General features: G+C 64.8%; 12 protein-coding genes. 6 read left to right on the top strand and 6 right to left on the bottom strand.

From position 1 onward, the window contains the following. Nucleotides 1–32 precede the first annotated feature (32 nt). On the top strand, nt 33–1,088 hold the full coding sequence (locus N2K99_RS13380; protein ID WP_227918933.1) for a polyprenyl synthetase family protein: 1,056 nt from the start codon (nt 33–35) through the stop codon (nt 1,086–1,088). A gap of 67 nt (nt 1,089–1,155) precedes the next feature. On the opposite strand, the gene N2K99_RS13375 is transcribed toward N2K99_RS13380, so the two are convergent. From N2K99_RS13375 to N2K99_RS13360, 4 genes are all read right to left on the bottom strand, one after another. Next, nucleotides 1,156–1,668 (bottom strand): HIT family protein, encoded by a 513-nt coding sequence (locus N2K99_RS13375; protein ID WP_227918930.1) that lies wholly within the window; start codon nt 1,666–1,668, stop codon nt 1,156–1,158. Then, the gene (locus N2K99_RS13370) at nt 1,652–2,080 is read right to left on the bottom strand and encodes a hypothetical protein (RefSeq protein WP_227933000.1); all 429 of its coding nucleotides are present in this window, start codon (nt 2,078–2,080) and stop codon (nt 1,652–1,654) included. The genes N2K99_RS13375 and N2K99_RS13370 overlap by 17 nt, the downstream gene beginning before the upstream one ends. A gap of 117 nt (nt 2,081–2,197) precedes the next feature. Continuing rightward, on the bottom strand, nt 2,198–2,827 hold the full coding sequence (locus N2K99_RS13365; RefSeq protein ID WP_227918928.1) for a putative glycolipid-binding domain-containing protein: 630 nt from the start codon (nt 2,825–2,827) through the stop codon (nt 2,198–2,200). A 9-nt stretch (nt 2,828–2,836) separates the two neighbouring features. Next, complete coding sequence (locus N2K99_RS13360; protein ID WP_227918927.1) at nt 2,837–4,246, bottom strand: PucR family transcriptional regulator; 1,410 nt, start codon at nt 4,244–4,246, stop codon at nt 2,837–2,839. Between the two features lie 146 nt (nt 4,247–4,392). On the opposite strand from N2K99_RS13360, the gene N2K99_RS13355 reads away from it, so the two are divergent. Next, entirely contained in the window at nt 4,393–5,823 is a 1,431-nt protein-coding gene (locus N2K99_RS13355) for a gamma-aminobutyraldehyde dehydrogenase (protein ID WP_227918926.1), read from the top strand. Between the two features lie 51 nt (nt 5,824–5,874). Further along, a complete protein-coding gene (gene gabT, locus N2K99_RS13350; protein ID WP_227918925.1) occupies nt 5,875–7,230 on the top strand; it encodes a 4-aminobutyrate--2-oxoglutarate transaminase in 1,356 nt (451 codons plus the stop codon). Nucleotides 7,231–7,261: 31 nt separating this feature from the next. Here the strand turns inward: gabT and N2K99_RS13345 are convergent, their stop codons facing one another. After that, the gene (locus tag N2K99_RS13345) at nt 7,262–9,004 is read right to left on the bottom strand and encodes an HNH endonuclease signature motif containing protein (RefSeq protein ID WP_227918924.1); all 1,743 of its coding nucleotides are present in this window, start codon (nt 9,002–9,004) and stop codon (nt 7,262–7,264) included. Between the two features lie 202 nt (nt 9,005–9,206). Continuing rightward, entirely contained in the window at nt 9,207–10,334 is a 1,128-nt protein-coding gene (gene rarD / locus N2K99_RS13340; protein WP_260554658.1) for an EamA family transporter RarD, read from the bottom strand. Nucleotides 10,335–10,487: 153 nt separating this feature from the next. On the opposite strand from rarD, the gene N2K99_RS13335 reads away from it, so the two are divergent. From N2K99_RS13335 to N2K99_RS13325, 3 genes are all read left to right on the top strand, one after another. After that, entirely contained in the window at nt 10,488–11,909 is a 1,422-nt protein-coding gene (locus tag N2K99_RS13335) for an FAD-dependent oxidoreductase (protein ID WP_227933001.1), read from the top strand. A gap of 164 nt (nt 11,910–12,073) precedes the next feature. Continuing rightward, nucleotides 12,074–13,438, top strand: a complete 1,365-nt coding sequence (locus N2K99_RS13330; protein WP_227933002.1) for a GAF domain-containing protein — start codon at nt 12,074–12,076, stop codon at nt 13,436–13,438. A gap of 102 nt (nt 13,439–13,540) precedes the next feature. Further along, entirely contained in the window at nt 13,541–15,064 is a 1,524-nt protein-coding gene (locus N2K99_RS13325) for an aldehyde dehydrogenase family protein (protein WP_227933003.1), read from the top strand. Nucleotides 15,065–15,120: the final 56 nt, after the last annotated feature.

Here is a 15,120-nt window from a genome sequence, read left to right as displayed (position 1 = left end):
CACCCGTTCCGACAAATAGTGAGTCTTGAACAGTGACTGAATCCACCAACACCAGCCCGGAAACCGTGCCGGGCACCTCCGCACTGCCGCCGGGCTTCGCCCTGCTGGCTGAGGACCCGAGGCTTGGCCCGTCAATGGCCGCATCCCTGGAGCAGGTGGAACTGCGGCTGCGCGAAGCTGTAGCCAACTCCGATCCTTTCGCCGACGTCACCTCCCGGCACCTCGTGGAGGCCGGCGGCAAGCGGATCCGTCCGCTCCTGACCCTCCTGGCTTCCCATCTCGGTGCCGAGGATGCGCCGGAAAAGGTTATCCAGTCCGCCGTGGTCGTCGAGCTGACGCACCTTGCCACGCTCTACCACGACGACGTGATGGACGAGGCACCGTACCGGCGCGGAGCGCCGACTGCGCATGAACTGTGGGGCAACTCGGTTGCCGTGCTCACCGGCGACCTCATCTTCGCGCGGGCTTCCAGCCTGGTCTCCGCCCTGGGCGGCCCGGCGCTGGCTATCCAGGCACACACGTTCGAGCGGCTGTGCCTGGGCCAGCTGCACGAAACCGTCGGCCCTGCCGAAGGCCAGGATCCGCTCGAACATTACCTGTCCGTGATCGCGGACAAGACCGGATCACTGATTGCCGCCTCCGGCCAGTTCGGTGCATTGTTCTCCGGTGCGGGCCAGGAAACCATCGACATCATGGTTGAGTACGGCGAGAAGGTGGGCATTGCCTTCCAACTGGCCGACGACGTCATTGACGTCACCGGCAAGCAGGCGAAGTCGGGGAAGACGCCGGGCACGGACCTGCGCGAAGGCGTTCCCACCTTGCCCGTGCTGCTGCTTCGACGTGCCGCAGCCGGCGGGGATGCCGACGCCGCAGCCGTGCTCGAACTGGTGGAACGGGACTTGAGCTCGGACGAGGCGCTGGCCGAAGCCGTAGCCGCCCTGCGCAGCAGCCCCGTCACGGATCAGTCCTGGGAAGTTGCACGCAGCTGGTCCGAAGACGCCGTAGCTGCCCTCGCACCGCTGCCCGACTCCGTCGTGAAGGAAGCCCTGGCCGCCTTTGCGCGCGCCGTGGTCAACCGCGAGGTCTAGGTTCTGCTGCCGGGCCGGCAGTTTCCGGGATTCCCCAAACCGCTGAGGTTTCCTGCTGGAAGTGCGGCTACAGGACCGCGCGCAGCTCGGCGGCCTTGCGGGCACGGACAGCGGGCGGCACGATAGGCCGCTTGGGCGTGAAGTAGAGCCCGTCGTCCGTCCAGCGAGGGAGTACATGCTGGTGGTAGTGCCACACGTGCTGGCTCCCTGCTGGCTCGTTGTGCTGCCGGGTGGTGACGCCGTCGGGGTTCCAGGCCTTCTTGATGGCCACTGCCATATCCCGGGTCACGAGCATGATCCGCGCCGCGACGTCGTCGGGCAGCTCATAGAGCAGTTCGTAGTGCCGACGCGGTGTGACGAGGACGTGGCCCGGTTCAGGGTCAAAACCGTGTGAAGCAATGAACGCAAGCACCAGCTCATCGGAGTAGATCAGGTCCCCGGGCTCGCAGAGGTTTCCGGGATACCGGAATTCGCCTGTCGCCATGTCGCAGAACGGGCACTCATACCCGTCCGGCGCGTGGCTTTTCCAAGCTGCTTCGCGGAAAACGTCCTTCATCGACGGCTCAGTCCTCGTCTTCATCCTCTTCGAAGATCCACTCGAACATGTCCAGGACATACTCGCTCAGGGTGCCTTCTTCGCTCTGCCAGTCACCGCGCGCGTTATTGCGTCGCCACACGATGGGGTCCGGAACGTCCAGCTGGTCGGCACGAATGCCCCAGACAAACTTCTCGTCCTCATCTTCGAGGAAGAGCAGGTAGCCGTCTTCGATCTCCAGCTCGTCCGGATCCCAGAAGAAATGGAAGGCCTCCATCAGGTCTTCGCATCCGCCGAGGGCGAGGTAGAACTCACGCAGTACCAGCGGGATGTTGAAATCGTGGACGGCCAGCATCGAATCGAGCTCCCGTTCGGGGATGCCGTCCTCTTCCCGCCAGTTGTCCTCAAGGTACTTGGGGACCAAGGCGCGGAACCGATCCAGGAAAATTTCACTCATGTGGTCTCCAAGCGTGCGTTGAGTGGGTGTATTCCAATCCTAGCCGGGACACGGAGCCGGTCCGGACGAGGGGAGCCTTTGCGGGGTCTGGGGTCTGGAGCCCTAGACCCTTGGAGCCTAGGGCAGACGCGTCGCCAGTCCGGGATAGTCGATGACCATGCCGTCGGCGTCGACGGTGAGTTCGGCGGTGAACCCACGGTTGGCGGAGCTGTAGAGGACGACGGCGTGGCCCGGGTCGGGGGAATAGGCCCGCACCTGTGAATACACCTGCTTGCTGGGCAGGACCCGCAGACTGGGCATTTCCACCCAGGCCATTGTCAGCTGTGTCTCATCCGGGGGAGCGGAATCGTTCAGCAGGTCCAGCCGCAGGATCGGCATGGTGTTGGTCAGCGGGCACAGCCCGAGGTCACAGTCCTGGGCTTCGTCGAGGCTGCGCGGGTCGGCGATTCCGGGGGCGGGCAGGTCGGTGAGCCCGGACGTGGTTGTCTCCGCGCTCCATCTGCCCTCGGTGCTGCGTTCGAGCTCCAGGCTCCGGGACCAGCCCTTCCCCGTCACCTCTACCGTCAGCCGCCGGGTGACCCACCCCGGGATGGTAGACAGTGTCCAGGACGCCCTGTATCCGGCGGTGACAGAGGTGCCGGCTGCGGCGAGTTCCCGGTCACGAAAGGAGACCACTGCCGTGTCCGTACGCTCCGGATCGTCCTGTCCCTGCCAGTGGACGGTCCTGGCCTGCGCGGTGGTAGTCATCCCTACAGGTTAACCGCCCAAGCGTCGGACGTTTAGCGCAAGGTACAGGTGTACCCGGTCGGCGGTCACCGCCGGGTCGTATCCGGTCAGCTCGGCAATTTGTGCAAGGCGGTAGCGGACGGTGTTGCGGTGCAGGCCAAGATCCGCGGCGACGGCGGCCACGGATCCGTTCAGGAGCAGGTAGGTGTCCAGGGTAGGGATCAGTTGCGCGCCGTGCCTGTTGTCGAAGGCGACCAGAGGGTCCAGGGCTTCGGCTGCCAGATCCGATAGTGGAACATCGCGGCTGGCCATCAGCAGGGACGTGAGGTTCAAACGGTCGGGTTCGTTCACTGCTGCACCGTTGCGGAGTGCCTCCCGTGCCTCGTAATAACTCCAGCGCAGCCCTGCTGTTTCGGTGTATGAACCGCCTATCCCCACCTTTGCCGTCAGCCCGGCTCCAAAGAGATACGCGCTCAACTCAGCGGCCAGCTCGTTCGCATCGGCAGCGGGAACCACCAAAGCCAGCCGGTTTTCATGAAGTGCCGTAGGTGCGCCGTTGAATCCGGCCGGCAGCGGGAGAGTGGGCAGGGTGCGGATCTGGCCGGACGCTACTTCCACGAGAAGCACGGCTTGCCGCAGGTCCGAGTCAATACCCGCTGCCTGCAGCCTCACAGCAGCGTCCTGACCTGCGAGCCGGCCATCCACAACGTCACCCAGGAGCTGGCCGGTGACGGCCCTGCTGCTGGCCCGCCTGGCGGCCTGGTTGCTCAGCTCCACGCCGATAAGGCTCTGCGCGTAGGCAATGATGTCCGGTTGTACAGACGGTTCGGCAATGGCCAAGGTGCAACGGTCCCGCATTCCGGTGGGGACAGGGATCCGCCGCCAGGAAGGATCGGGGTCGGAGGTGGCAAAGACCGGTGCGCCGTATTGGAAGAGGGCAACGTCGGCCTCTACAAGTCGGGAGAGTTGTGCCAGCAGCCGTGGCAGTCCCTTGCCGCTGAGCAGCGCCTCTGCCAGCACTTGATGGCCTGAAAGCAATTGATGCAGCTGGGCGACGTGCTGGGCGGAGAGGGAATCCGCAACCAGCTTTCCCAGAGCCATGAACGGTGTGCCGTAGGGGACCTCGAAGACGGGCATGCCGAGTCGGTCCGCCTCAGCGAGCAGGGGAGCCGGCACCGAGGCGTGGCTGAGGCCGGTGCCGAAACCGATCCCCAGCGCTCCGGCCCGCTCCACGCTTTGCACGAAGCGTTGCTGGGCCGCACTGCTGCCGTGCCGCAAACCCGTAGTCAGAACCACCTCTCCGCCGCCGAGGAACGGAGAGGGATCCTCCAGCTCGGTCACAGCGACCCACTGAATAGGCCGTGGAGAAAGGGGAGCCGACCCGTGGCGCGTCAGTTCCAACCCGCCCGCCGCCAGCAGGTCCGAGAGTGTGATCGACATTGCACCACTATAGACCGCGGACTTTTATGCGATCGCACTGCATCTTCCCCATAAGGCTGTGCATGCGGCCGTATGTGTGACCTGCGCTTCACAGTAGGTTTGGGGTAATCGAATACGCACCCGCCCGCCCCGAAAGGACGTCCGGCATGGCTGAGACACTGCAGAACTTCATTAACGGCGAGTTTGTCCCGTCCCGGGGAACCGATGTGCTGGATGTCGTTAATCCAACCAACGGTGAAGTGGTTGCCGTGTCGCCCGTATCCGTGCAGGCGGACGTCGACGCAGCCATGGACGCAGCCGCGGCAGCGTTCCGTACGTGGAAGCGCACCACTCCCAGCGAACGCCAGCGCATGCTGCTTCGTCTGGCGGATGCCTTTGAAGCCCATTCCGACGAATTGGTGGAAGCCCAGCACCGCAATACGGGTCAGGTTCGCTCACTGATTGCCGCAGAAGAAGTGGCCGTCGGGGCGGATCAGCTCCGCTTCTTTGCCGGCGCGGCCAGGCTTCTGGAGGGAAAATCCGCCGGAGAGTACATGGAAGGCTTTACCTCCTTCATCCGCCGCGAGCCGATCGGCGTCGTCGCCCAAGTAGCTCCCTGGAACTACCCGCTGCTGATGGCGGTCTGGAAAATCGGTCCGGCGCTTGCCGCCGGAAACACGGTGGTACTCAAGCCTTCCGACACCACCCCCGAATCCACCTTGGTCCTGGCCCGTCTTGCGGCAGATATCTTCCCTGCCGGCGTGTTCAACGTGGTCCTGGGGACCGGTGCCACCGGTGAGCTGATGGTTGAACACCCCGTGCCCGGCCTGGTTTCCATCACCGGGTCCGTGCGGGCAGGCATCGCCGTGGCCTCCGGTGCGGCAAAGACCCTCAAACGGGCCCACCTGGAACTCGGCGGGAAGGCCCCTGCAGTCGTATTTGCAGACGCAGACCTGGACCGGACCGCCACGGCCATTGCCGAATTCGCGTTCTTTAATGCCGGCCAGGACTGCACCGCCATCACCCGCGTTCTGGTGGAGGATTCCGTGCATGACGCACTGGTGGACAAGCTGGTGGCTGCGGCCAAGGAGCTGAAGACCGGCAGCGACAACGACGAGGAAAACTACTTCGGTCCGCTGAACAACATCAACCACTTCAACGCTGTGAATGCCGTGATCGAAGCTCTGCCCGCGCATTGCCGTGTGGAGACCGGCGGGCGGAGGGCAGGGTCCAAGGGCTTCTTCTTCGAACCCACCGTCATCACCGGTGCCCGCCAAGACGACGACGTGGTGCAGAAGGAAACCTTCGGCCCGGTCATCACCGTGCAGAAGTTCGACAACGAGGAGCAGGCCGTGGAAATGGCCAACGACGTCGAATACGCTCTTGCCTCCAGCGTCTGGACCACGAACCACGGCCGGGCCATGCGCCTGTCACGGGACCTGGATTTCGGAGCGGTCTGGATCAACACGCACATCATGCTCACCGCCGAAATGCCGCACGGAGGCTTCAAGAGCTCCGGTTACGGCAAGGACCTCTCCATGTACGGCGTGGAAGACTACACCCGCATTAAGCACGTCATGAGCGCGTTGGACGCCTAGCCCCGGCATCCGAACCCTGTTCCTCAGGCAGTATTTTCGAAAGGCAATCCCATGAGCATCTCCCTCACCACCCCGAGTTACCGCATCGAACAGCGACGCCGGATTACCGGCACTTTCCCGGGCCCGAAGTCTGCAGCCTTGGAGGCGCGGCGTGCCGCAGTTGTTGCGAAGGGTGTTGCCTCGAGCATTCCCGTGTATGCCGCTGATGCCGACGGCGGCATCATCGTGGACGTGGACGGCAATGCCTTCACTGACCTGGGCTCGGGCATCGCCGTGACCAGCGTGGGTGCCTCTGATCCAGCCGTTGTCGCCGCCGTGCAGGAACAGGTGGAGCACTTCACGCACACGTGCTTCATGGTGACGCCCTACGAGGGGTATGTGGCCGTCGCCGAACGTCTTGCTGCCGTGACTCCGGGGGACTTCGAAAAACGGACCGTGCTGTTCAACTCCGGTGCCGAAGCGGTGGAGAACGCCGTGAAGATTGCCCGCTCGGCTACCGGGCGCGACGCAGTAGTGGCTTTCGACCACGCCTACCACGGCCGCACCAACCTCACCATGGGGTTGACGGCCAAGGCCATGCCCTACAAGACAGGGTTCGGACCGTTCGCGCCGGAGATCTACCGGATGCCCATGAGCTATCCGTTCCGTGAAGAGAACCCGAACCTTACCGGCGCGGAGGCTGCGGACCGGGCCATCCTGGCCATCGAGAAGCAGATCGGCGCGGACCAGCTTGCCGCGCTCCTCATTGAACCGATTCAGGGAGAGGGGGGATTCATTGTTCCTGCGGAGGGCTTCCTGCCGCGGCTCGCGGAGTGGGCGCAGGCCAACGGTGTGGTCTTCATCGCGGACGAGGTGCAGTCCGGTTTCTGCCGTACGGGTGAATGGTTTGCGGTACAGCACGAGGGGGTAGTTCCCGACCTGATCACCATGGCAAAGGGGATTGCCGGCGGGCTGCCGCTCTCGGCCGTCACGGGACGGGCGGAATTGCTCGACGCCGTCCACCCCGGAGGTCTGGGAGGCACCTACGGCGGCAATCCCGTAGCCTGCGCAGCTGCGCTGGCGGCGATGGACACCATGGTTTCGCAGGACCTGGCCGGGCGGGCGCGGCACATCGAGGAGCTCGTCCGGCCAAGACTGGAGGCACTTGTGGTCGAGGGCGGCGTCGTTGGCGATGTCCGTGGACGCGGGGCCATGCTCGCCATGGAATTCGTTCGCCCCGGGTCTCGAACGCCCGACGCCGAGGCGGCCAAAGCTGTCGCAGCGGCGTGCCTGCAGGAAGGTGTCATCGTGCTGACCTGCGGAACCTACGGGAACGTCATTCGGCTGCTGCCGCCGCTGACCATTGGCGATGAGCTCCTGCTTGATGCACTGGAGGTTCTGGAGACCGCCGTCCGCGCCCGGAGCTGATGCCGTCATGGAAGGTCCTTGCGGTGAGGCGTCAGGTTCCGTTTGCGGTCCCGCCAGAGGCCGGGAACCCAGGGTGGAAGTAGGTGTTCCGCAGCGGTCTGCGCTCCGGATCCACGTAAGCCGGCGGCCGGAACCAGGGAATGCCCGCCTGCATTGATACGTGCCAGTTGCCCTGATGGATCAAGTGGTGGTGGAAGGAACACAGCAGCACCCCGTTCCCGATGCTGGTGTCTCCACCCCGTTCCCAGAAGGTGACATGGTGCGCTTCGGTCCAAGGTCCCGGAACTGTACATCCGGGGAAAGCGCAGCCTCGGTCGCGGGCGTGCAGGGCCTTCCGCAGGTGGGGAGGGAAAAGTCGTGCCGCCCGGCCCAGGTCCAGCACCTGTCCCTTGGATCCCAGGACTACCGGAATCAAATCCGCGTCGCAGGCTATGCGCCGGACAGCCCGGGTGTCGATTGGTCCCGAGAAGGCAGCGATGCCGGGCGACGGAGAATGCGATGTTTCGGTGTTCCTGTTATCCGGACCGCTGGCGGAATGTGGTCCGTCTGCGCGATCCCCGCGGATCCTGCGGTTCCTCGCGCCCGGCCCGCCTGTTGGGTTCGTCAGCCCCAGCAAGAGGGCGTCATGACTGATAGTGACCATAACTTGAGGACGCATACCCCCGGAAGCGGGCAGCCCCCCGGAAGCCAGAGCAGTGCGGACAGCGGCGAGCAGCCCCTCCAACAGCAGTTGCGGGCGGGTGGGCCTGGGCAGCCGGTCAAGGATATGGGGGTGCGGAGGTGAATCCTGTCCCGCTGCTGCGGGTGTAAAAGCTCCCTCCGCAGGAATGTGGCGCTCGGGCTGAGTGCTACCGGGTTCGGCCGCGCGGTCCGGCTCGGTCGCGCGGCCCGGTTCGGTTGCGCAGCCTCGCTGGATCGCGCAGCCCGGCTCAGTCGCACAGCCCGGTTCCGTCTTGCGGTCTGATTCCGGGGCGCCGCGGTTGGTACCTTCCTGGCCGTTCACCCGCGGATTGGAGGCGCTGTTCATCAGGGTGGTGAGTGCTTCGTGCTGTTCGTCGGTGCAGTAAATGTGGAGATGGTTCAATCCATTTCGGCGTCGTCCAGGGAAGATCCCTTGGAACCGGACGAGCTCTTCCTCGCTAGGTGGCCGGTCCTGGTCCAGCAAAGCGGTCCAATGCTTCGCCGTACGAACGAGAAAATCATGGTCCTGATGGGAACCGATATCAGTGAGCTGCTTTTCCATGGCGTCGAGAGCCTGTGGTTCCATACGCGGAAGCGCTTCTTCCAACGCGTGTGCGATCACATCAGCATCTGTTGCAGCGAGGGCGGCATCAGCACAAGCCTCAGCCAACCGCGGATACGCGGGTGGGCGACTCTCGCCTGTGACAGTGGTTGCGGGAAGGACAGCTGAACCGAGCGACAGCCGGCGGCGCGCTTCGGCGCGTGAGATTCGAAGGCGGGCTCGCATGAAGTCCGGAGTACTCCGGAACTCCCGCAGATCGCCCTCGCCAAACGTCTGAGCGGGTCTCTGCCGATCGATGGCCGCGGCTGCGACCAGCTTCAGGTAGTCCGTAACGCGTGAAATACCTTCAACGGCCGCAGCGAAATCCACCGCGTCCTGAAAACCTAGAAGATCCCAGGCCTCAGTCGCGTCTTCACCGAGGTCACGGGCTTCCGCGACGAGCGATTCGGCACGCTGCATCAGGCTCACACCTGTTGTAGCGACGGAGAATTCCGCCGGTAGCTGCAACTCGCTCAAAGTTTCCGAAGTCATGCAACAAGGCTGCCGCGGCAGAGCGACTGATGGTCCGGTAGGGCCCCGGATTGGGGACAACAATCAAGACGCGCTGCCCAGGGTGAAGCGGGGGAGGACTAGTCGCCCGCCCTATAACCACGCAGACCGGATCTAGCATCGTCGGTGTGGTTAGGACGGGGGAGGACTAGTCGTTAGAACATCTGCGTCGCCGGAGTAACCCCTAGACAGCCGCCGCAGCACGCAGCCGCCGATTGCGGCGGGGGCCGCCGATCATATCGACGGTCAGCATCACCAGTGCGAGCCAGACGAGGCCGAAGCCCGCCCAGCGCTCGGGCGGCATCGCTTCCTTGAACACGGTCAGGGCCAGGATGAACTGCAGGGTAGGCGCCAGATACTGCAGCAGTCCCACGGTGGACAGCGGCAGGCGGCGTGCAGCCGCCCCAAAGAAGATCAGCGGTACGGCAGTGATGATGCCGGAGGCGACCAGAAGCCAGAGATGCCCGGCACCGTTGGTAGTCAGCGTGGCCGCTCCGGTCATGGAAAGCCAGATCATCACGCCGACTGCAATAGGTGTGAGCACGGCCGTTTCAATCGTCAGGCTCGAAACTGCGTCAACACGCGAGCCGATGCCCTTCTTGACCAAGCCGTAGAACCCGAAGCTGAAGGCCAGGGCCAGGGCCACCCACGGCACGGTTCCGTACGCGAAAGCCAGGACCAGAACGGCAATGAAACCCACTGCCATGGCCGCCCACTGGAGCGGACGCAGTTTTTCCTTGAGCACCAGCACGCCGAGCAGCACCGACACGATCGGGTTAATGAAGTAGCCCAACGCTGCTTCCACTGCGTGCTCGTTCAACACGGCCCAGGAATACGTCAGCCAGTTCACGGCGATCAGCAGGGCAGCACCCGCCAGGGTTCCTACTGTGCGGGGGTTCCGTCCAGCGGCAAGCATCGGCTTCCAGGCCCGCATGACGGAGAGCAGGATCGCGCAGAACACCAGTGACCAGACAACACGGTTGGCAACGATTTCCACCGCGCCGGCGGGCTTGAGGACCATGAAATAGAGCGGAAGCAGACCCCAGAGCCCGTACGCACCAATTCCGAAGAGGATGCCGGGAAGGTTCTCTCGTCCCGTCCCCGCAGGCCCGGACGACGACGGCCCCGTCCCCGCAGGCCCGGACGACGACGGCCCGGACGACGACGGAGCAGCGGACTGGTCCGGCGCACCTGACGCCCCAGACGAACCGGCGGACGAACCGGCGGACGGACCCGAGGTCGCGCCGACGCCCTCTCCGGGCATAGCGGTACGGATGCCGCGAAGGGCGGGGACAGGCTTTGAGAAAGGCACGCACAGCTTAACGCGCCTGTACCTGTGCGTATTCCCGAGGCCTCCCGCACCCGTTTTTTCGAGCCGTTTAGACGGTGGCGAACCCGGCATTTAGAATAAATAACTGTGTGTTAATTGCGCACCCAGAAGCTCAGAAGAGAAGAAGGACTATCAGTGACTAACCCTGCCGCGGACAGCGCCCAGCGTCCTTTGAGGGTCGCCATTATCGGCGCAGGCCCCGCCGGTGTTTACGCCGCCGACATCCTTACCAAAGCCGATCGGGACTTCGAGGTCAGCATTGACCTCTTCGACCAGTACCCCGCGCCCTACGGGCTCATCCGCTACGGTGTGGCTCCCGACCATCCCCGGATCAAGGGCATAGTCAACGCCCTGCACAAGGTGCTGGACCGCGGGGACATCCGGTTCCTCGGCAACGTCAACTACGGCCGCGACCTGACGCTGGCAGACTTCCGCCACTTCTATGACGCCATCATCTTTGCCACGGGCGCCATCAAGGACGCCCCGCTGAACGTGCCCGGCGTCGACCTGGAAGGCTCCTTCGGCGGTGCGGAATTCGTGTCCTGGTATGACGGGCATCCTGATGTTCCGCGCGAATGGCCGCTGGACGCCAAGGAAGTGGCTGTGATCGGCAACGGCAACGTAGCCCTCGACGTCGCCCGCATCCTTTCCAAGCACGCAGATGACCTGCTCAGCACGGAAATTCCGACCAACGTCTACGAGGGCCTGAAGAAGTCCCCGGTCACCGATGTGCACATCTTCGGCCGCCGCGGACCGGCACAGGTGAAGTTCACGCCGCTGGAACTTCGCGAACTCTCGCATTCGCGCGATGTCGATATTGTCCTGTACCCCGAGGACTTCGAATTCGACGAAGGCTCCGACGAGCAGATCCGCACCAACAACCAGACCAAGACCATGGTCAACACCCTCACCAACTGGCTGGTGGAGGAACAGGACACCGGAGCTTCCCGCCGCCTGCACCTGCACTTCCTGCACAGCCCCGTGGAGATCTATGACGATCCCGCGGATCCGGGCAAGGTCGCCGGTATGAAGTTCGAGCGGACCGAGCTGGACGGCACCGGGAACGTCCGCGGCACCGGCGAGATTGTCGACTACCCGGTCCAGGCCGTTTACCGGGCCATCGGGTACTTCGGCTCCGAGCTGCCCGAAGTCGGCTACGACGAGCAGCGCGGCGTGATCCCCAACGAGGGCGGCCGCGTCATCAATGAAGACGGCGCTCCGGTGCCGGGCATCTACACCACCGGTTGGATCAAGCGCGGACCCGTGGGCCTGATCGGCCACACCAAGGGCGACGCGCTGGAGACCATCGGCTTCCTGCTCGAGGACCGGCTGAACCTGCCGGCCGCCACGCACCCGGACCCGTCGTCGATCATTGAGCTGCTGGAAGAACGCGGCGTCAAGTACACCACTTGGGAGGGCTGGCTGAAACTGGATGCTTATGAGCGCAGCCTCGGCGCCTCCTACATCCACCCCGAACCGCTGACGGGCGAACTCGTCCGTGAGCGTGTCAAGGTGGTCGACCGCGAGGAAATGACCCGTATCTCCCGCGGCGAGTAGTCGTAATCAGCAACCCGTAGTTTCTCTGGCCTCCGCCGGTCCGCGCATGGGAGCATATCCAGCAAGGTGTGTTCCCTAACCGGACAACGTCCATTTTGGCGACGTTGTCCGTTTATCAGCGTGGATAGGCGGGGGCCGTGCGCATTGCGGCGCGAAATGAAGGTTTGGCCCAGAACGGGCAGTCCGGTGTCCTGCCGCGGATACCGGCGGAGGCGCTGCTTCGCAACGCCGTCCGGGCCCACGAGTCGCTCGGTGTCGGAACCGGCTGGCTGGAGCGGCTTCGGCCTTCCATCCGGGAGTCCTGGCAGCGTTCGCTGCAGCACCACTCGGACCCGGACGTTTCGCGTCCCGAGTTGGTGTTCGACGACGCCGCCCTGGACCGTTACCGTGCCGCGCATCCGCTCGCTGCCGTGATGCCGGTAATCCGCCGCCTGCTCGTGGAGCCCGGAGAGGACTCCGGGCTGTTGGTGGCCGTAGGCGATGAACTGGGCCGCCTGCTCTGGGTCGACGGCGACGCTGCCCTGCGCCGCCGCGCGGAAGGCATGTTGTTCCTGCCCGGCGCGGATTGGTCCGAACGAACGGTAGGCACCAGTGCCCCCGGAACCGCCCTCGCCACAGGGGCCGACGTGCAGATTGCCGGACCGGAGCATTTCAGCAGGCTCGTGCACTCCTGGAGCTGCACCGCCGTGCCCGTGCATGACCCGGATACCGGTTCCGTGCTGGGCGTCGTGGACGTTACCGGCGGCCCCGAAGCCGTCGCTCCGCATACGCTCGCCCTTGTCCGGGCAGCTGTCGCTGCCGCCGAAGCCCGGCTCCAGGTCCAGCGGCTGCAGGCCCGCCGGGATACCCGTAACGGATCCCCCACAACCTCCGGAGCTCCGCTGCGCCGTCGTGCCCGCCGGAAGCCCCCGCCGCCGGTCCCCGGCTCCACGGAAAGCCTGGAGCTGCTCGGCCGGGACCGGGCCGTCCTGCACATCAATGGCAGGCCGGTGGAACTCAGTTCCCGCCACGGCGAACTGCTGGCCGTGCTGGCGCTGCATCCGGGCGGGCTGACGGCCGAGGAACTGGCCTCGCTTGCCTACCCCGACGGCGGACAGGCAGGTACGGTGCGCGCCGAGATGCTGCGCCTGCGCAACCTCATGGAAGGCGTGGCCGCCGGAACGGAGCCGCTGGTGCCGCGCTCCCGCCCCTACCGCCTGTCGCGTCCGCTCGAAGTGGACGCCGCACAGGTCCTGGGGTTCCTGGAACACGGCGCCTACCGGCTGGCCCTGCGGAGGTACGGCGGACCGGTGCTGCCGCGCTCTGAGGCGCCCGCCGTCGTCCGGCTGCGGACCGAGGTCTCTGCCGTACTGCGCCAGGCCATGCTCTCCGACGCCGGTGCCGACACCCTGCTCCAGTACCTGCACCTGCCGGAGGCAGAGCACGACGCCGAGGCCTGGCAGCTTGCCCTGCGCGTGCTTCCGCCGCGCTCACCCCGCAGGGCCGCCGTCATCGCTGCCCTGGAACGGATCGAACGGGACCTGGCCTAAAAAGGCACAAACCTCTCGTTGCAACCTGCTTGCAACGTTGCGCTCCGTAGCCTCGGGGATGTCCGCAACCGACACCGACGTCGAACGCACAAGGAGCGCAAAATGACCGTTTACGCACAGCCAGGCACCGAAGGATCGAAAGTCACCTTCAAACCGCGCTATGAGAACTGGATCGGCGGCGAATGGGTGGCCCCGGTCAAGGGACAGTACTTCGAGAACATTTCGCCGATCAACGGCCGCCCATTCTGTGAAGTGGCCCGCGGCACATCGGCTGACATCGATCTCGCGCTGGACGCCGCGCACAAGGCCGCCGGGGCCTGGGGCAAGACTGCGGTGGCCGAACGGGCCCTGGTCCTGACCCGCATCGCGGACCGGATCGAAGCGAATCTCGAAATGCTCGCCGTCGCCGAAACCTGGGACAACGGCAAACCGATCAGGGAAGTCCTGGCCGCCGACCTGCCGCTGGCCGTCGACCACTTCCGCTACTTCGCCGGCGCCATCCGCGCCCAGGAGGGCGGCATCTCCCAGATCGACGACAACACCACGTCCTACCACTTCCACGAGCCGCTGGGAGTTGTGGGACAGATCATTCCGTGGAACTTCCCCATCCTGATGGCCGTCTGGAAACTGGCTCCGGCGCTGGCGGCAGGCAACGCCATCGTGCTGAAGCCCGCTGAGCAGACGCCGACGTCGATCCTGGTCCTGATGGAGCTCATCGCGGACCTGCTGCCGGCCGGCGTGCTGAACGTGGTGAACGGCTTCGGGGTGGAAGCCGGCAAACCCCTGGCATCCTCGAACCGGATCCGGAAGATCGCCTTCACCGGTGAGACCACCACGGGCCGGCTGATCATGCAGTACGCCAGCCAGAACCTGATTCCGGTCACCCTCGAGCTGGGCGGCAAGAGCCCGAATATCTTCTTCGCCGACGTCGCCGCCGCCGATGACTCGTTCTACGACAAGGCGCTCGAAGGCTTCAACATGTTCGCGCTGAACCAGGGCGAGGTCTGCACCTGCCCGTCCCGTGCGCTGGTCCAGGACTCCATGTATGACTCCTTCATGGCGGACGCACTGGCCCGCACGGCCCAGATGATCCAGGGCAATCCCCTCGATACCAACACCATGGTGGGCGCCCAGGCGTCCAACGACCAGTTGGAGAAGATCCTCTCCTACCTGGATATCGGCAAGCAGGAGGGTGCACGGGTCCTCGCCGGAGGCGAGCGAGCCCACTTCGACGGCGACCTTGCCGGCGGCTTCTTCGTCCAGCCCACCGTTTTCGAGGGCACCAACAACATGCGCATCTTCCAGGAGGAAATCTTCGGTCCGGTGGTTTCCGTGACCCGGTTCTCCGACTACGGGGAGGCCCTGGCCATCGCCAATGACACGCTGTACGGCCTTGGTGCCGGTGTCTGGTCCCGGGACGGCAACACCGCCTACCGGGCAGGACGCGATATCCAGGCCGGCCGGGTATGGGTGAACAATTACCACGCCTATCCTGCCCATTCCGCTTTCGGCGGCTACAAGTCCTCCGGCATCGGCCGCGAGAACCATGCCATGATGCTGGACCACTACCAGCAGACCAAGAACCTGCTGGTCAGCTACGCGGAAAACAAGCAGGGGTTCTTCTAAGCGGTACCCCGACCTGCCTAGGCTTGGGTGTCACTCGCTTTCCACTGGAATTCCCC

Source organism: Arthrobacter sp. zg-Y1110 (genome assembly GCF_025244865.1).
In the GTDB taxonomy this organism is placed as follows: Bacteria; Actinomycetota; Actinomycetes; order Actinomycetales; family Micrococcaceae; genus Arthrobacter_B.
This window is presented reverse-complemented; position numbering and strand designations above follow the sequence as displayed.